General features: G+C 63.1%; 16 protein-coding genes and 1 pseudogene. 8 read left to right on the top strand and 9 right to left on the bottom strand.

What is annotated here, in order from left to right; translation table 11 throughout:
• Positions 1 to 6: 6 nt before the first annotated feature.
• The 5 genes from AC3CB8_RS17980 to AC3CB8_RS17960 form a co-directional block, all read right to left on the bottom strand.
• Positions 7 to 1,287, bottom strand: a complete 1,281-nt coding sequence (locus AC3CB8_RS17980; RefSeq protein ID WP_352563101.1) for an O-acetylhomoserine aminocarboxypropyltransferase — start codon at positions 1,285 to 1,287, stop codon at positions 7 to 9.
• Between the two features lie 156 nt (positions 1,288 to 1,443).
• Positions 1,444 to 1,965, bottom strand: a complete 522-nt coding sequence (locus tag AC3CB8_RS17975) for a CoA-binding protein (RefSeq protein WP_352563100.1) — start codon at positions 1,963 to 1,965, stop codon at positions 1,444 to 1,446.
• Entirely contained in the window at positions 1,962 to 2,738 is a 777-nt protein-coding gene (locus AC3CB8_RS17970; RefSeq protein ID WP_352563099.1) for an AAA family ATPase, read from the bottom strand. The genes AC3CB8_RS17975 and AC3CB8_RS17970 overlap by 4 nt, the downstream gene beginning before the upstream one ends.
• Positions 2,738 to 3,160 (bottom strand): VOC family protein, encoded by a 423-nt coding sequence (locus AC3CB8_RS17965; RefSeq protein ID WP_352549079.1) that lies wholly within the window; start codon positions 3,158 to 3,160, stop codon positions 2,738 to 2,740. The genes AC3CB8_RS17970 and AC3CB8_RS17965 overlap by 1 nt, the downstream gene beginning before the upstream one ends.
• A gap of 4 nt (positions 3,161 to 3,164) precedes the next feature.
• On the bottom strand, positions 3,165 to 3,989 hold the full coding sequence (locus AC3CB8_RS17960) for an enoyl-CoA hydratase (protein WP_023773233.1): 825 nt from the start codon (positions 3,987 to 3,989) through the stop codon (positions 3,165 to 3,167).
• 152 nt (positions 3,990 to 4,141) lie between these two features.
• Here AC3CB8_RS17960 and AC3CB8_RS17955 point away from each other — a divergent pair, with 152 nt between their 5' ends.
• The 3 genes from AC3CB8_RS17955 to rpsI all read left to right on the top strand — a co-directional run bounded on the left by AC3CB8_RS17955 (position 4,142) and on the right by rpsI (position 5,834).
• Positions 4,142 to 4,591, top strand: coding sequence for a PaaI family thioesterase (locus AC3CB8_RS17955; protein ID WP_023773234.1), 450 nt, complete (start codon positions 4,142 to 4,144; stop codon positions 4,589 to 4,591).
• A 294-nt stretch (positions 4,592 to 4,885) separates the two neighbouring features.
• A complete protein-coding gene (gene rplM, locus AC3CB8_RS17950) occupies positions 4,886 to 5,350 on the top strand; it encodes a 50S ribosomal protein L13 (protein ID WP_010915638.1) in 465 nt (154 codons plus the stop codon).
• Between the two features lies 1 nt (position 5,351).
• Positions 5,352 to 5,834 (top strand): 30S ribosomal protein S9, encoded by a 483-nt coding sequence (gene rpsI / locus AC3CB8_RS17945; RefSeq protein WP_015318209.1) that lies wholly within the window; start codon positions 5,352 to 5,354, stop codon positions 5,832 to 5,834.
• Between the two features lie 98 nt (positions 5,835 to 5,932).
• Here the strand turns inward: rpsI and AC3CB8_RS17940 are convergent, their stop codons facing one another.
• Together AC3CB8_RS17940 and AC3CB8_RS17935 are read right to left on the bottom strand one after the other, a co-directional pair.
• Positions 5,933 to 6,991 carry a glycerophosphodiester phosphodiesterase family protein gene (locus AC3CB8_RS17940; protein ID WP_352549074.1) on the bottom strand — a complete coding sequence of 353 codons (1,059 nt, stop codon included), beginning with the start codon at positions 6,989 to 6,991 and terminating at the stop codon, positions 5,933 to 5,935.
• 296 nt (positions 6,992 to 7,287) lie between these two features.
• Complete coding sequence (locus AC3CB8_RS17935) at positions 7,288 to 8,496, bottom strand: acyltransferase family protein (RefSeq protein ID WP_352563098.1); 1,209 nt, start codon at positions 8,494 to 8,496, stop codon at positions 7,288 to 7,290.
• Positions 8,497 to 8,619: 123 nt separating this feature from the next.
• Here AC3CB8_RS17935 and speB point away from each other — a divergent pair, with 123 nt between their 5' ends.
• The 3 genes and pseudogenes from speB to AC3CB8_RS17920 all read left to right on the top strand — a co-directional run bounded on the left by speB (position 8,620) and on the right by AC3CB8_RS17920 (position 11,422).
• Entirely contained in the window at positions 8,620 to 9,627 is a 1,008-nt protein-coding gene (speB, locus tag AC3CB8_RS17930; protein WP_023795080.1) for an agmatinase, read from the top strand.
• Between the two features lie 30 nt (positions 9,628 to 9,657).
• The gene (gene argC / locus AC3CB8_RS17925) at positions 9,658 to 10,584 is read left to right on the top strand and encodes an N-acetyl-gamma-glutamyl-phosphate reductase (RefSeq protein WP_023773238.1); all 927 of its coding nucleotides are present in this window, start codon (positions 9,658 to 9,660) and stop codon (positions 10,582 to 10,584) included.
• A pseudogene (locus tag AC3CB8_RS17920) lies at positions 10,581 to 11,422 on the top strand (aminoglycoside phosphotransferase family protein). The gene argC and the pseudogene AC3CB8_RS17920 overlap by 4 nt, the downstream one beginning before the upstream one ends.
• Before the next feature lie 130 nt (positions 11,423 to 11,552).
• Here AC3CB8_RS17920 and AC3CB8_RS17915 read toward each other — a convergent pair.
• A complete protein-coding gene (locus AC3CB8_RS17915) occupies positions 11,553 to 12,644 on the bottom strand; it encodes a COX15/CtaA family protein (protein WP_352595621.1) in 1,092 nt (363 codons plus the stop codon).
• Between the two features lie 153 nt (positions 12,645 to 12,797).
• Between AC3CB8_RS17915 and AC3CB8_RS17910 the strand changes: the two genes are divergently transcribed.
• The gene (locus AC3CB8_RS17910) at positions 12,798 to 13,013 is read left to right on the top strand and encodes a DUF2842 domain-containing protein (protein WP_015318215.1); all 216 of its coding nucleotides are present in this window, start codon (positions 12,798 to 12,800) and stop codon (positions 13,011 to 13,013) included.
• Positions 13,014 to 13,036: 23 nt separating this feature from the next.
• Here the strand turns inward: AC3CB8_RS17910 and AC3CB8_RS17905 are convergent, their stop codons facing one another.
• Positions 13,037 to 14,095, bottom strand: a complete 1,059-nt coding sequence (locus tag AC3CB8_RS17905; RefSeq protein WP_352563095.1) for a polysaccharide deacetylase family protein — start codon at positions 14,093 to 14,095, stop codon at positions 13,037 to 13,039.
• 89 nt (positions 14,096 to 14,184) lie between these two features.
• Between AC3CB8_RS17905 and AC3CB8_RS17900 the strand changes: the two genes are divergently transcribed.
• Positions 14,185 to 15,414, top strand: a complete 1,230-nt coding sequence (locus AC3CB8_RS17900) for a GNAT family N-acetyltransferase (protein ID WP_352563093.1) — start codon at positions 14,185 to 14,187, stop codon at positions 15,412 to 15,414.
• Positions 15,415 to 15,446: the final 32 nt, after the last annotated feature.

Below are 15,446 nucleotides of genomic sequence, written 5' to 3'. Positions count from 1 at the left end.
ATCAGGTCAGACCTTGGCGAGTGCCTGTTCGAGGTCGGCGACAATGTCGGTGACATCCTCGATGCCGATGGACAGCCGCACCGTGTCCGGCCCGGCACCAGCCTTGACCTTCTGTTCGTCGGAAAGCTGCCTATGCGTGGTCGAGGCCGGATGGATGACCAGCGACTTGGTGTCGCCGACATTGGCCAGGTGCGAGAACAGTTCGAGTGCCTCGACGAATTTGATGCCGGCCTCGTAGCCGCCCTTCAGACCGAAGGTGAACACGGCGCCAGAGCCCAGCGGCGAATATTTCTTCTGTAGCGCGTTGTTCTTGCCACTGGGCAGGCCGGGATAATTCACCCAGGCGACCTTGGGGTGATTGGACAGCCAGCCAGCGACGGTGATCGCATTGTCGCAATGGCGCTGCATGCGCAGCGGCAAGGTCTCGAGGCCGGTAAGGATAAGGAAAGCATTGAACGGCGAGATCGCCGGGCCGAGATCGCGCAGACCGAGCACGCGCGCGGCGATGGCAAAAGCGAAATTGCCGAAGGTCTCGTGCAGCACGAGGCCACCGTATTCGGGGCGCGGTTCCGACAGCATCGGGTATTTGCCCGACTTCGACCAGTCGAAGGTGCCACCGTCGACAATGACGCCGCCAATCGAATTGCCGTGGCCGCCCATGAACTTGGTCAGTGAATGCACGACGATGTCGGCGCCATGCTCGATCGGCCGGATGAGATAGGGGGAGGCCAGCGTGTTGTCGACGATCAGCGGCAATCCGTGCTTGCGGGCGATGTCGCCGATCTTCTCGATATCGACGAAGGTGCCGCCCGGATTGGCCAGGCTCTCGATGAAGATCGCCTTGGTCCTGTCGTCGATCTGGCTCTCGAAGGTCGAGATGTCGTTGGTTTCGGCCCAGCGCACCTCCCAGCCATAATTCTTGAAGGCATGGCCGAACTGGTTGATCGAACCACCGTAAAGCTTGTTGGCGGCGACGAAGTTGTCACCGGGCTGCATCAGATTGTGGAACACGATGACCTGCGCGGCATGGCCGGAAGCGACCGCAAGGGCGGCCGTGCCGCCCTCGAGGGCCGCGACGCGCTCTTCGAGCACTGCCTGGGTCGGGTTCATGATGCGGGTGTAGATGTTGCCGAACGCCTTTAGCCCGAACAGCGAAGCGGCGTGGTCGGCGTCATCGAAAACAAAGGAGGTCGTCTGGTAGATCGGCGTGGCGCGTGCGCCGGTCGCCGGATCGGGCTTGGCGCCGGCATGGACGGCGAGCGTGTTGAAACCGGGCGAACGGGTCACTGAAACCTCCCTTTGAACTTCTTAAATTAGCCGTGCATTCTTGGCGAAGGCGGCGTGCGAATGCAAAGAAGAAAATACCTTTCGGCGCCGGTCCTCCGATCACACCGCAAGATAATGCGGCATTCAGCGGAATAATTTTGCGCCTCTGCGCCGCGCCTATTTCTGACGCACGCCGAAACTCTGGAAGCCCTGGCGCATCAGCGGCTTCTTGGACGACAGGACGCCGGAGTTGACGCCGGTCCAGCCGATCTCGCCGGAGAGCTTGCCATACTCGATCTTGGGGCAGCGGTTCATCACCACCCTGATGCCGGCCGCTTCGCCACGGGCGGCTGCCTCGTCATGGCGCACGCCAAGCTGCATCCAGATGACTTTCGGCAAGGGATCGAGTTGCAACACCTCGTCGAGGACGCCAGGGACCGCCGCGGCATTGCGGAAAATATCGACCATGTCGATCGGCTCCGGTATGTCGGCCAGCCTGGCATAGGTCATTCGGCCGAGGATTTCCTTGCCGGCTTGGCCAGGATTGATCGGGAACACCGAAAACCCTTTGGCCAGCAGGTATTTCAGGACGAAATAGCTCGGCCTGACATCATTGGCCGACGCCCCGACCATAGCGATCGTCTTCACCGAATTGAGGATGCCACCGATATAGGCGTTGTCGTAGCTGTCGTGGTTCATGTCTCGCCCTCATACAACGCCTCGGCGAGAAAACCATCCGGGTCATTGCTGAAATCGCGCAGCATGCGGAAGTGGTCCGTATCACGAAAGTCGGCAGGCTCGAGCCCGAAGCGGCTGATGCGGAACAATTGCGCGCCGGGACAGGCCATCAATAGCGGCGAATGGGTCGCCATGATCACCTGCGCGGTGCCCGATTGGTCCATGCGCCGCAGCATCTTCAGCAATTCGATCTGGCGCGTCGGCGAAAGCGCGCTCTCGGGCTCGTCGAGAATATAGATGCCTTGCCTGCGGCAGCGCTCCTCGAAGAACTGGATAAAGCCTTCGCCATGCGACCAGGACAGAAAGTCGGGCGGTATTCCGCCGGATTCCCTGGCCGCCTCGTCGAGGTAACGGGCAACGGAATAGAAGGATTCGGCGCGGAAGAACCAACCGGCAGTAACCTTCGGCAGCCAGTGGCAACGAAACGCATCAGCTAGCGCGGCCCCGCTCTTGTCGACAGCGCGGGAGTGGTCGACCGGCCGGTAGCCCTTGCCGCCTCCAGCTTCGTCATAACCGGCCAGCGCGCCGATGGCCTCCAGCAGCGTGGATTTACCGGTGCCGTTCTCGCCGACGATGATGGTGATGGGCGTGGTGAATTCGAGCTCGAACGCGTGGCGGCGAAACAGCGGCAGGTTCCAGGGATATTTTTCCCAGTCAGCCGCCCGCTCGGCATCGAGCAAAATCCGTTTGAGGTACGGTGCCTTGAGCCGTGTCAGTTGCTTGCGGTAGGCCATCAATCAGGCAGCGAAATCGTGCCGTCGTCCGCGATCGGAAAGGCCGGATTGTGCGCCACCTCCCAAACATGCCCGTCGGCATCGGCGAAATAGCCGTACCAGCCGCCCCAGAAGGCGCGGCCAGCCGGCTTGACGATATGGCCGCCAGCCTTCTCGGCCATGGCGAGCACTTCGTCGACCTCGGCGTCGGAGCGGGTGTTGTAGGCGAGATAGACCGCCGAGGGCGCCTGGGCGAAGGTGATGCCGGAGTCCTCCTCGGCGCTGGGGCGCGGGAACAGGCCGAGGATGGCGCCGCCCATCTGGAAGAAGGCAACGCCGTCGGTAATTCCTGCGTGGCGCTTCAGACCCATCGCCTCGTAGAAGCGCACGGCGCGATCCAGATTGTCGGTGGCGATGGTGATAATGGAAATGCGCGGTTCCATGATCCTATTCGTCCGTCCATTCCGCCTTGCGCTTGCCGATGAAGGCGCCGATGCCCTCTTCCGCGTCCCGCGCCAGCATGTTCTCGACCATGACCCGGCCGGTATAGGCATAGGCATCGGCCAAGCCCATCTCGGCCTGCGCGTAAAAAGCCTCCTTGCCGGTCTTGATCACCAAAGAGGATTTGGAAGCAATGGTTTGCGCGTATTTGGTGACTATCTGATTCAGGTACTCGCGTGGCACGACGCGGTTCACGAGGCCGAACTCCTTGGCGGTCGCGGCGTCGATCGTCTCGCCGGTCAAGAGCATTTCCATCGCCTGCTTGCGCGAGACGTTGCGCGACAGCGCCACCATCGGCGTCGAACAGAACAGGCCGATGTTGACGCCCGGCGTGCAGAAGGTCGCCTCGTGCGAGGCGATCGCCAAGTCGCAGCTGGCGACCAATTGCAGGCCGGCGGCTGTCGCCAGACCATCCACCTCGGCGATGACAGGCAAGGGATGGCGCACGATCGTCTGCATCAGCATGGCGCAAGCGGCAAAGGTCTCTTCGAAGAAGGCCTTGCCGCGATCGGCATCGGCACGCCGCGCGGTCATTTCCTTGAGGTCGTGGCCCGCGCAGAACACCTTGCCCGCCGCCGACAGCACAATAACGCGAACCGCCTTGTCCGCCTTGGCGCGTTCCAACTCAGCCACGAGCGCCGCCATCACCGAAAGCGACAGGGCATTGGCGGGCGGATTGGCGAGCGTCAGGCGCAGCACGCCCTTCTCCTGTCTTGTCGTGACCGGGCCCTCGTCGGCGGCAGCAGGCTTGATGGCAAGGATTTCGGCCATGGCTAAGGTCTCCGCGATTCCGGTCGTGCTGGCAGTATCTAATATCGGATCGGGTTTCGTCCAACACCCATCGCTTGCGCCAGGGTGATGTATATGTTGCCAGAAACACCCGGCAGCGCCCATACAGGCTTGGCGCAGAACGAGAGACCGACATGCCCGCCCACACCAACCTCAAGCCGGTGCTGACCGCTGCGCAGATCAATTTGTTGATGGAAACCGTCTTTCCCCAACTCAATGAGAGTGCCGCCGCCTACGAGGCGATCGACGTGTTTCCAGGCGGCTGCATCGTACGGCTCAATGCCGGCGAACGGCATTTGCGTCCCGGCGGCACGGTGTCCGGCCCCGCCCTGTTCACGCTGGCCGACATTGGCGGCTATGTCTGCGTGCTCAGCCATGCCGGGCCGGACGCGCTCTCGGTCACCACGAACCTCAACATCAATTTCGTGCGAAAGGCCGAGGCCGGACCGATCGATGGCCATTGCCGCATCCTGAAGCTCGGCAAGAGCCTGATGGTGTTCGATATTGACATCGTCGCCGGCCCGGAAGGACACACGATCGCGCATGCCACGGGCACCTACTCGATCCCGCCGCGGCAATCGTAACGATTGAACGTCTCGGCGATGTCGCAAAATAAGCTGGCGTTGACAGCGCGTTTGGTACGCCGGCAAGCGTGGTAAAATAATACCTTTTATACAAATGACTGTTTTTGCTTACTTTTCTTCGCTATCTGCTTTTTCTATCGCCTTGACGCGATCCCTCCCCTCGCCTATAAGCCCTCACGAAACAGCGGCCCGCAAAGGCCGCCGTTTTATTATTGGCACCGGGCAAACGCTTTTCGCCAATCCAAGCAACAAGAAACGCCTTCGCTTTGAAGGTCAGAACCGAGAGCAGAAAACATGACAACCTTTTCGCAGAAGCCTGCGGATGTGGTGAAGAAGTGGATCCTGATCGACGCCGAAGGTCTCGTCGTTGGTCGTCTCGCCACTGTCATCGCCAATCATCTTCGCGGCAAGCACAAGCCGACCTTCACCCCGCATGTCGACGACGGCGACAATGTCATCGTCATCAATGCCGACAAGGTGGTGTTCACCGGCAAGAAGTTCACCGACAAGGTCTATTACTGGCACACCGGCCACCCCGGCGGCATCAAGGAGCGCACCGCGCGCCAGCTGCTCGAGGGCCGCTTCCCCGAGCGTGTCGTCGAGAAGGCCGTTGAGCGCATGGTTCCGCGTGGCCCGCTCGGCCGCCGCCAGATGAAGAACCTGCGCGTCTATGCAGGTGCCGAGCATCCGCATGTCGCCCAGCAGCCAGAAGTCCTCGACGTGGCCAAGCTGAATTCCAAGAACAAGAAGGTCGCATAAGATGGCTGAGCTTTCCTCGCTCGCAGAACTGGGCGCCGCCACCGGCAATACCAACACGCAGGCCGCCGCCCCCGTCCACGTCCAGAAGCTCGACAAGTCGGGCCGCGCCTACGCCACCGGCAAGCGCAAGAACGCCATCGCGCGCGTCTGGGTGAAGCCGGGTTCCGGCAAGATCGTCGTCAACGACAAGGAATTCGCGACCTATTTCGCGCGTCCGGTCCTGCAGATGATCCTCAACCAGCCGATCATCGCGTCCAACCGTTCGGGCCAGTACGACATCATCGCCACCGTCGTCGGCGGCGGGCTTTCCGGCCAGGCCGGCGCGGTGCGTCACGGCATCTCGAAGGCGCTGACCTATTACGAGCCGGCGCTGCGCGCCGTGCTCAAGAAAGGCGGCTTCCTGACCCGCGACAGCCGCGTCGTCGAGCGGAAGAAGTACGGCAAGGCGAAGGCCCGCCGCTCGTTCCAGTTTTCCAAGCGCTAAGGCGCGCTTGGGGCCAAGTTCTCGAAGCGCTAAGCGTTTCGAAGTTCCAGACAATCGAAAGGCCGCCTCCGGGCGGCCTTTTTGCTTGATGCGGCGGATCAATTGATGCTGGCGGTCGCGGCCGGCTCGATGCGTTCGCCCGTGCCGGCATAGGGCACCCGATAACCATTCGCCGCAAGCCAGCCGATCGCCGCTTTCGGCTCGTCGGTCTGGATGATGGTGGCGCCACGATCGGCCCAGAAGCCCCAGGTTTCGCGCGGCAAGCTGGCCTGGACCGCCAGTTCGTCGCCACGGCCGCCGGCGAGGAAGCCGCCTGGTTTGTTGACGATGGCATAGGTGTCGGCCCAGATGTGCCAGTCACCCCTTACCGCCTCGGCGCGCATGCGCGTGCTGAACAGCGGCCCGCCGGTTTCGGTCAACGTCTCGGCGCCCGCCCGCCAGTTGATCAGTTCGATCGCGCGCGGCGCGAAAGCGTGGTCGACCGTCGAGGCGAAGCCGGCATCATGCACCGCGTCGTCGGCGATGATCGGCATGAACTGGAAGCCACCGCCTGCCGCGGCCATGGCCGCCTTCACCGTGCTGATCCTGTTCTGGTTCCAAAGGTTTTCCTTGACGATAACCTGCTCGGCCATGCCGAGGTCGCGCGCCACCGCGATCATGCCCGGGAGGTCGCCGACTTCGAGCTTGTTGTCGAGATTGATGAGGATCCTGTCCCGTGTCGCCATCAGCATCTCGCGCAACGTCGAGACGGTCTCGTTGGTGACGGCATGGGTGCCCTCGATCACCAGCCGGCATCTCTTCAATTCGGCCAGCGTGTAGTTGATGACCTCGCCCTTGCACGTCGTCGTGCGGTCGAGCCAGCTGTCATGCATGACGATGAACGCGCCGTCCTTCGAGCGCCGGATGTCGACCTCGACGATTTCGGCGCCGATCGCGATCGAGCCTTCCACGGCGGCAAGCGAGTTTTCCGCATAGAGCGTCTTGCCGGCCTGCATGCTGCCGGCGCGATGGGCGGCCACCATGATATGGTCGCGCCACTGATTGGCATGCTCGAAACGGTCGAGGATCTGCCTGGCGCGGGTTTCGCCGGCCAAGGCCTGACCGGAGGCTGCAGAAAGTGCCGTGGAAAGCAGAAGGCTCAGCCAGATCGTCCGCATCGAGAATCGCTCCTTGCCGGATCGAGCCGGGGATAGGCGACATCGGTGACATCCCCGTGAACGAAGCCGGCTAAAGCGCGTCGCGTCGAACGGTTTCAGGCGATGCGCTTTACAGCACGTCGCGGCGAATTGGATTGGCCCGACCTGCTGTAAGCTTCTGATTATGCATGTCGTTGTCCCGGAACCGGGGATACTTCCGGGCAAGATGCATTAGGTCTTGTTTCTATGCCTGCCGTCTTGCCAAAACCGACCTCACTTTTGGGCGACATGCATTGGCGGTCGGCCGGCGACGCGAGTCAGATACGCTTCGACAGCCTGCGGAACCAGGCCATTGCAGGCATTTCGATCAGGCGCCAAGTCACCCACGACACGGCGATGGTGGCGGCGAGCATGACGACGATCGCCACGGTTCCCGTCCAGCCGGCGCCAAAGCCGGTCGCGGGCTCGCCACGCAGTAGGATGTCGCCAACCAGGCCGAGGCCGAGTTTGCGCTCGACCAGCCCGGCGACATTGATCAGGCGCGCCTGAACGAAGATGTGGACCATGTAGATCGAATAGGACAGCGCGCCGAGCATCAGCATGAACGGCGTCCTCAGCAACGCGCTGATCCAGCCGCCTTCATGGGCGAAGAGAAACAGTGCCAAGGCGAACACCAGGGGCGCGGCAATGCCGGCGTTATTGTCGCCCGCCAGCGAGACAAAGAGAGCGATGACGGCCACCATGACGATTTCGGCAACAGTCCAGCTCATCCGCGGGCGGTTCGCGGCCAGAACCTGTCGCGCCCTTGCAATGGAATCATGCTGAAACCAGGCCAGCAGGGCGCCGAGCGAGAAGCCGTAGAGGCAGCGGATGAAGCCGAAATCATAGGACACATCCATATGATGCGTGGAGAAGCAGAGCAGGAACAGCGGCGCGGTGATGGCGGCGGCGACGAACCATGTCCAGGCGCGTGCGCCAGCGACGAAGACCACGCCGGCAAACAGCAGATAGGCAAAGAATTCGGCCGAGATGCTCCAGCTCGGGGCGTTCCAGGTCAACCTATCCTCGAAGCCGACACCTTGCAGCAAAAGGAGATTGGCGGCCAAGCTCTTGAGGTCGAAGCCGCCGGTGAAGGGAGCAGCCCCCGTGCCATGCAGCCGGGGCAGCACCAGCCGCAACAGCTCGAAGGCGGCAAAGGCGGCAAGCATGACCAGATGCAGCGGATAGATGCGGCCGAAACGGACCAGCGCGAAGCGGCAGACCTCCTCCGTCCGGCCGAGCCGATCGGCATAGCTGGAGGCGATGACGAAGCCGGAGAGGACGAAGAAGAAGTCGACGAAGAGATAGGACGAACCGATAAAGCTGCTCTGCGAGACCGTCGAGGCGGTCGGGAAATGAAACAGCGCGACCAGCAACGCGCAGATGCCGCGCCACGAGTCGAGAACTCGAAACCGATCGCTGGCGATCGTACCGGTGTGGGTCGACACCACGGCATCCGACGGATTAAGAAACGCGGTCTGCGTCATGATGATACAAGTCCTGTCTTGCCGTGGCACCCGGGCGGCGCGGTTTCGTCTCCCCAAGCCGTGACTGGCATCTTCCATGCCGGTTCTGTAGTTGTTGCACCCCGATGAAAACGAGGACCCGTAATGGCGACCAACACCATCGACCATGCCTTCACCGCCCGCTCCAAAACGGGTGGCGCCCTCGAGCCGACCTACTCCGGCGCGCTGTCTTTCATGCGCCGCAAATACACCAAGGACGTGAAGGGCGCCGATGCGGTGGTGTGGGGCATTCCGTTTGACGCCGCCGTCACCAACCGGCCTGGCGCCCGGTTCGGACCGCAGGCGATCCGCCGCGCCTCCGCGATCCTCGACAACGACCCGCAATACCCGTTCTCGCGCGATCTGTTCGAACACCTTGCCGTGGTCGATTATGGCGATTGCCTGCTCGATTCGGGCAACCACCAGAAGACGCCAGGCACGATCGAGCGCGAAGCGGCCAAAATCCTGAAATCGGGCGCCTTCCTGCTGACGCTCGGCGGAGACCATTTCATCACTTGGCCGCTGCTCAAGGCGCACGCCGCCATCCACGGACCGCTGGCCCTGGTGCAGTTCGACGCCCATCAGGACACATGGCCCGATGACGGCAAGCGCATCGACCATGGTTCCTTCGTCGGCCGCGCGGTCAAGGAAGGCATCGTCGATCCCGATCGCTCGATCCAGATCGGCATTCGCACCCATGCGCCCGACACGTTCGGCATCAAGATTCTCCATGGCCATGAAATCGAGGAAATGCGCGCCTCCGACATCGCCTACGCCATCGTCGATCGCACCGGTGGCAAGAAGACGTATCTGACCTTCGACATCGACTGCCTCGATCCGGCCTATGCGCCGGGAACCGGCACGCCGGTTTCGGGGGGCCCGTCGTCGGCGAAGATCCTGTCGACGCTGCGCCAGCTCAACCAGGTCGATATCGTCGGGGCCGATGTCGTGGAGGTTGCGCCGGCCTATGATCACGCCGATATAACGGCGATCGCCGGCTCGATGGTGGCCATGCAATATCTTGGCCTGCTAGCCGAGCGAAAGGCCCGGATCGAGGAGCTGAACAACGGCAACCACAATGGCGCCGCGGTCAATCATGGCAACGGCATATAGTTTTGAGATATCAGGGAATTTGATCAGGCAATGAAACCGAAAATCTTCATCGACGGCGAGCACGGCACTACCGGCCTCCAGATCCGGGCGCTGCTTGCCGAGCGCGGCGATCTGGAGATCATTTCCATCCCGGTCGAGCGCCGCAAGGAAACGGCCGCGCGCGCCGAATTCCTCAACGCCGCCGATATCGCGATCCTATGCCTGCCCGACGATGCGGCCAAGGAAAGCGTCTCGCTGATCGCCAACGAAACCACCAAGGTCATCGATGCGTCGACCGCGCATCGAGTGGCCGAAGGCTGGGAATATGGCTTCGCCGAACTGGACAAGGAGCAGGCGAAAAAGATCGCCACGGCCAAGCGCGTCGCCAATCCCGGCTGCTGGCCGCAGGGGCCGATCGCGACGCTCAGGCCACTGGTCACCGCGGGCCTATTGCCGGCGAGTTTCCCGGTCGCGGTCAACGGCATTACGGGGTATTCGGGCGGCGGGCGCCCGATGATCGAGGACTACGTCGCCAAGGGCGAGGACGCCTCGGAATTCCTGCCCTATGGCCTGACCCTGCAGCACAAGCACGTGCCGGAATTGAAAGCCTATGCGAAGCTATCGCATGATCCGATCATGCAGCCGGCGGTGGGCAATTTCGCGCAAGGCATGATCACGGTGGTGCCGCTGCAGCTCGGTGGCCTCGACCGCGTGCCGACGGGCGCCGAACTTCACACCGCCATTTCGGACCATTTCGCCGCGATTAAGGGCGGTGTGGTCGAGGTGGCGCCCTATGCGCATCTGGAACGCGTGCCTGACATCGATCCGGAGATCTACAACGGCACCAACCGCATGAAGCTCTATGTCTTTGCCAACGACAGCAGAGCCCAGGCGCTGCTGCTGGCGGTCTATGACAATCTCGGCAAGGGCGCTTCGGGTGCGGCCGTCCAGAACATGGACCTGATGCTCGGTCTCTGATGGACGCACCAGCCTTTCCAGCGCGCTGGAAGGTCAGCGAACCGGAACTCGTGGCCGAGACCTTTTCGAGCCGCATCTGGAAGGTGCGGCTTGAGGACGGGTCACCTGCCATCGTGAAGGCACTGAAGCCGTTCGACGACGTTGCAGACGAGTTGCGCGGCGAGCATTTCCTTGCCTGGCGGCGCGGCGAAGGAGCGGTGCGGCTTCTCGGCCGCGACGGGCATTCCATGCTGCTCGAATATGGCGGGGACACACTTCTGTCGCAGGTTCTCGACGAACAAGGCGACAATGCAGCGACCGCCATCGCGGCGGATGTGATGGCGAAATTGTTTTCGCCATCTGATCACCCCTACCCGCCCGAGCTTCAGCCGCTGAGGGAGCGGTTCGCCAGTCTTTTCAAGAAGGCCGCAAGCGATCGTGACCTCGGCTATCACAGCCTCTATGTCGAGGCCGCGGCCATCGCGGATCGACTGCTGGCCAATCCGCATGAGATCAGGCCACTGCATGGCGACCTGCATCACGAGAACATCCTGCGGGGACCGCGCGGCTGGCTGGCGATCGATCCGAAGGGCGTGCTCGGCGATCCCGGCTTCGACGCCGCCAACATGTTTTACAACCCGCTCGATCGCGATGCACTTTGCCTAGCCCGGAGCGGATCGCGCTTATGGCCGAAATCTTTGCCCGGACGCTGGGGCAATCACCGGCAGCGATACTGGACCACGCCCTCGCCTATGGCTGCCTGTCCGCGGCCTGGCACCATGAGGACGGCAATGCGATCGAGGAGAACCGCGAACTGTCGGTCGCCACGGCGATCCGGACGGTGCGGACCCGTTTCTGAATCACGGAAGACCAGGCGGCCAAGGCCGGCCAGGACAAATCGGCACCATCCGCCGCCGCCCTGCGTCAGGCCGAATTCGACGGCGAGAAGAAGACGAAGTCGAACGACTTCTGGATGTGATCGGCGGCACTCAACGTCCGACGGCAATCTCGTTGGGCAAGGGATAGGCGCCCTTGGTGCCGCGCCAATGCGCTGCGGCAAAGCCCAGCACGACGAGCGCAAAAGCCTGATGGGTCAGCGCCATGTGCAAGGGCACCTGCATCAGCAGCGTACAAATACCGATCGAAGCCTGCACCAGCACCAGAACGAACAACAGTGTCGCGCGTCGCGCGTGCGTCGAGCCGGGCAGCCGCCGACGCGTGGCGATCAGGTGCCAGAGCGCGACGGCAAACACCGTATAGGCGCCAAGCCGGTGGATGAACTGCACCGTTTTCGGGCTTTCGAAGAAATTGCGCCACGCCGGCTCAAGGATGAGCAGATCGCCGGGGATGATCCGGCCGTCCATCAGCGGCCACGTGTTGGAGCTCATGCCGGCGTCGAGACCGGCGACCAGACCGCCGAGATAGATCTGGACCAGCGCCAAAAGCACGATAAAACCGGCCAGACGCTGCGTCGAGCGATCGGCCGCGGGTTCGGAATGCGGCGCCAGGCCACGCGCGACGACCATGGTCGCGGTGAAGATCAGTGCCGCCAGCGTGAGATGCGTCGCCAGCCTGTACTGGCTCACCGAGACGCGGTCGACCAGTCCGGATGCCACCATCCACCAGCCGATGGCCCCCTGAAGGCCGCCGAGAAGCAGAATGCCGACCAGTTTCGGCCCAAGGCCGCGCTCGATGCGACGCGTCGCCCAGAAGACCAGCAGCGGCAAGGCAAAGACCAGACCGACGCTGCGCGCCAGCAGGCGATGCGCCCATTCCCACCAGAAGATCGACTTGAACGCCTCGACGCTCATGCCCTTGTTGAGTTCGGTGTATTGCGGGATCTGTTGATAGCGCTGGAATTCCTCCTGCCACTCGGCGTCGTTGAGCGGCGGGATGACGCCGTGGATCGGCTGCCATTCGGTGATCGAAAGGCCGGATTGGGTCAACCGCGTGGCGCCGCCAACCAGCACCAGCGCGAACAGCACCAGGAGCACGACGTAAAGCCAGCCGCGCACGAGTGCCCGGTTGTGCAGATCGCGGTCGCGGGCCTGATAGGGCGCGGCGGCAGTGATGGCGGCCATGGATATGTCCCGGCAGGTTGAATGTCGCGGATTGGTGAACCATCGCACTCCGGCTGGCAAGGCCGCGCAGCGCGGCACGCCGTCGCGCCCGGCGTCGTGGGTTGCGCGTGCCCCGCGTTCGGCCTAAGCGGTAGCCATCAACGAGGCCAAGACATGCCCATTCGCCTGAAAAAACTGATCGGAATGTTCCTGCTGTTGGCGCTGGTCATCATCTACGCGCTGGTCGCCTCGATCTTCGCCGTCGCCCGCCTGTCGGAATCGGGCGCGCTGGTGCAATTCCTGTTTTTCCTCGTCAGCGGCCTGCTTTGGGTGCTGCCGGCGATGGGCATCATCAAATGGCTGATGCTGGAGCCGCGGACTAAGCGCTGAGCCCTGCCCGGCCATGCCGTACGTCAGACGGTAACAAGCATCTTGCCGGCATTGGCGAGCGGGGTCGTCACGCCCGACAGCATGGTGCGGATGTGGGCGAGGCTCTGATAGCGGCCATTGACCGAAATGCGCGGCAAGGCATGCAGGAAGCCGGCATGTTCGGCGCGCAGCACGCCGTGGCGGGTGGTCACCGCGGAGGCATAGCCGGCGTCGCGCGCAAAGCCCACTTCGCGGCAGCCGACGGCGCTGGCATAGCCATAGGGATAGGCAAAATGGCTCGGCTCCTCGCCAAGCCCGGTCCGCAGCATGTCCTTGACGGCGCCGATCTCGCGCCGCGCATCAGCCTCGGAAAGCCGCTTCAGATTGCTGTGGTTGATCGTGTGGGCGCCTATCGTCACCAGCGGGTGCGCGGCGACGGCGCGGATCTCATCCCAGGTCATCAGCGTGCGCAGGCGCGGGGCGTCGGCGTCGACGCCATGCGACGCGGCGAGACCGCGCAGCACGGTCCGCAGGTCTTCCTCGCGAACCTCGGTGGTGAAATAGGCATGCAGGCGGGCGATGGCCTGATGTTTCCTGGCGGGGGTCGCGCAATCGATCACCGCAGGGCCGTTCGGTGTGGCCAAGGTCAGCCGGTCGCATGCCTTGACGATGTCCTCCACCACATCCCACCAAAGGTGGGCGGAGCCATCGATCAGCCCGGGCGCCACATAGATGGTGAGCGGCGCGCCATGCTTTTCCAGCACCGGCAGGGCCTCGGTCATGTTGTCGCGATAGGCATCGTCGGCGGTGATGGTGGCGAACCGGCCGCCCTTGCCGCCCGCCTTGATACGCTCCACCGCTTCATCCATCGAAACGAAGGCATAGCCGCCCGCTTTCATGTCGGCGATCACCGCATCGAGAAAACTGGGCGCGATGTTGAGGTGCCGGTTGACGCTGTCGGGCTTTTCGGGCGTCGCCGTCACGCGATGCAGCATCAGGATGGCGCCGATGCCGCCGACAAACGGCCTGGCCAGCGGTGCGAGGCCGGTATAACGGGCGACGTTGAGCGCCAGTTTCCGGATTGCCTCCCCACCGTCGATCATTCATTCACCTTTTGCGCCTAGGCTAACCAAGCACGGAATACGCCCGAGCGCCCCCCAAATCGGGATCAATACGCCTTAAGGATTGAGGTATGGTTGACGCGACCGCGTCATTTGATGGCAAGCGGCTCGCGTCGAGCCACGCCTCGCCACGCACACTGCCCAGAAATGCCGCGGGGCCGTCGGTTTCCATTGCCGCCGCCGAGGGGCTCGCGGCATATGCGACGTTCTGTCGTTCGGCGCTCTGTGCTCCGGCGCAAACTGGGGCATGGGTGTTGAACTGGGCCGCCGAGGTCAAGCCCGATCTGCTCATTGCCACGCTGGAACTGGAGGGCAAGCCGGCCTTCGCACTGGCGCTGGAGGTGGTCAAGCGCGGCCCGTTGCGGGTCGCCCAGTTCATGGGCGGCCGCCACGCCAACGGCAATTTCTGCGCCGTCGAACCGCAATGGCTGGCCAGCGGCGACCTCACGGCCATCCGGTCGATGTTCGCGACGATCGCCAAATTCCGGCCCGACATAGATCTCATCGCGCTGGAAAGATTGCTCCCCGATCTTGACGGCATCGCCAATCCGCTGGCATCGCTCGATCACTTCGCCAGCCCCAATCTTTCGCTGGCCGTCGACCTCAGCGGCGGGTTCGATGCGCTGCTGCTGCGCGCCAGCGGCAAGCGCAAACGCAAGAAGCATCGCTCGCAAACGCGCAAGTTCGAGGCTGTCGGTAGCTACCGGCGCATCGAGGCGAGCAGCGCCGACGACGTGGAGAGGCTGCTCGACGCGTTCTTCGAGATGAAGGAACAGCGCTTCCGCAAGATGGGCATCGCCAACGTCTTCGGTGACGACCGGACACGCGCCTTCTTCCAGGGCCTGTTCAAGCAAGCACTTGCCGACGACAAGCCTTGCTTCGTCGTGCACGGGCTGGAAGTCGCCGGCAAGCTGCGCGCCGTCACCGGAACGAGCCGCTCGGGCAGCAGGCTGATCTGCGAGTTCGGAGCGATCGCCGAGGATGATCTTGCCCACACCAGCCCGGGCGACTTCCTGTTCTTCGACAACATCCAGGATGCCTGCCGGAGCGGGTTCGCGGTTTATGATTTCTCCGTCGGAGACGAACCTTACAAACGGTTATGGTGCGATATCGAAACCCGGCATTTCGAGGTCCTCGTCCCGCTGACGCTCAAGGGCCGTGCGCTGGGACAGGCACTTCGCCAAGGCGCGCGGCTGAAGGCTGTCGTCAAGAACAGCCCGACAATCTGGAAGCTCGCCAAGCTTCTGCGCCGCAAGGCAGCCGGCCAGGCGCCACTGGCCGCCGGCGACGACGACAACTAGGCCTGCCGCGGCTTGCGGCCAGGCGTGCCTTT

The organism is Mesorhizobium sp. P160927 (genome assembly GCF_057766385.1).
Note: the sequence above shows the minus strand (reverse complement) of the source record. Positions and strands in the feature narration are given on the sequence as shown.

Excerpts from the sequence above, each read along its gene's own strand:
- AC3CB8_RS17975 (WP_352563100.1), bottom strand. The coding sequence starts at position 1,965 with ATGAACCACGACAGCTACGACAACGCCTATATCGGTGGCATCCTCAAT.
- AC3CB8_RS17970 (WP_352563099.1), bottom strand. The coding sequence starts at position 2,738 with ATGGCCTACCGCAAGCAACTGACACGGCTCAAGGCACCGTACCTCAAA.
- AC3CB8_RS17965 (WP_352549079.1), bottom strand. The coding sequence starts at position 3,160 with ATGGAACCGCGCATTTCCATTATCACCATCGCCACCGACAATCTGGAT.
- AC3CB8_RS17960 (WP_023773233.1), bottom strand. The coding sequence starts at position 3,989 with ATGGCCGAAATCCTTGCCATCAAGCCTGCTGCCGCCGACGAGGGCCCG.
- AC3CB8_RS17955 (WP_023773234.1), top strand. The coding sequence starts at position 4,142 with ATGCCCGCCCACACCAACCTCAAGCCGGTGCTGACCGCTGCGCAGATC.
- rplM (WP_010915638.1), top strand. The coding sequence starts at position 4,886 with ATGACAACCTTTTCGCAGAAGCCTGCGGATGTGGTGAAGAAGTGGATC.
- rpsI (WP_015318209.1), top strand. The coding sequence starts at position 5,352 with ATGGCTGAGCTTTCCTCGCTCGCAGAACTGGGCGCCGCCACCGGCAAT.
- AC3CB8_RS17940 (WP_352549074.1), bottom strand. The coding sequence starts at position 6,991 with ATGCGGACGATCTGGCTGAGCCTTCTGCTTTCCACGGCACTTTCTGCA.
- AC3CB8_RS17935 (WP_352563098.1), bottom strand. The coding sequence starts at position 8,496 with ATGACGCAGACCGCGTTTCTTAATCCGTCGGATGCCGTGGTGTCGACC.
- speB (WP_023795080.1), top strand. The coding sequence starts at position 8,620 with ATGGCGACCAACACCATCGACCATGCCTTCACCGCCCGCTCCAAAACG.
- argC (WP_023773238.1), top strand. The coding sequence starts at position 9,658 with ATGAAACCGAAAATCTTCATCGACGGCGAGCACGGCACTACCGGCCTC.
- AC3CB8_RS17915 (WP_352595621.1), bottom strand. The coding sequence starts at position 12,644 with ATGGCCGCCATCACTGCCGCCGCGCCCTATCAGGCCCGCGACCGCGAT.
- AC3CB8_RS17910 (WP_015318215.1), top strand. The coding sequence starts at position 12,798 with ATGCCCATTCGCCTGAAAAAACTGATCGGAATGTTCCTGCTGTTGGCG.
- AC3CB8_RS17905 (WP_352563095.1), bottom strand. The coding sequence starts at position 14,095 with ATGATCGACGGTGGGGAGGCAATCCGGAAACTGGCGCTCAACGTCGCC.
- AC3CB8_RS17900 (WP_352563093.1), top strand. The coding sequence starts at position 14,185 with ATGGTTGACGCGACCGCGTCATTTGATGGCAAGCGGCTCGCGTCGAGC.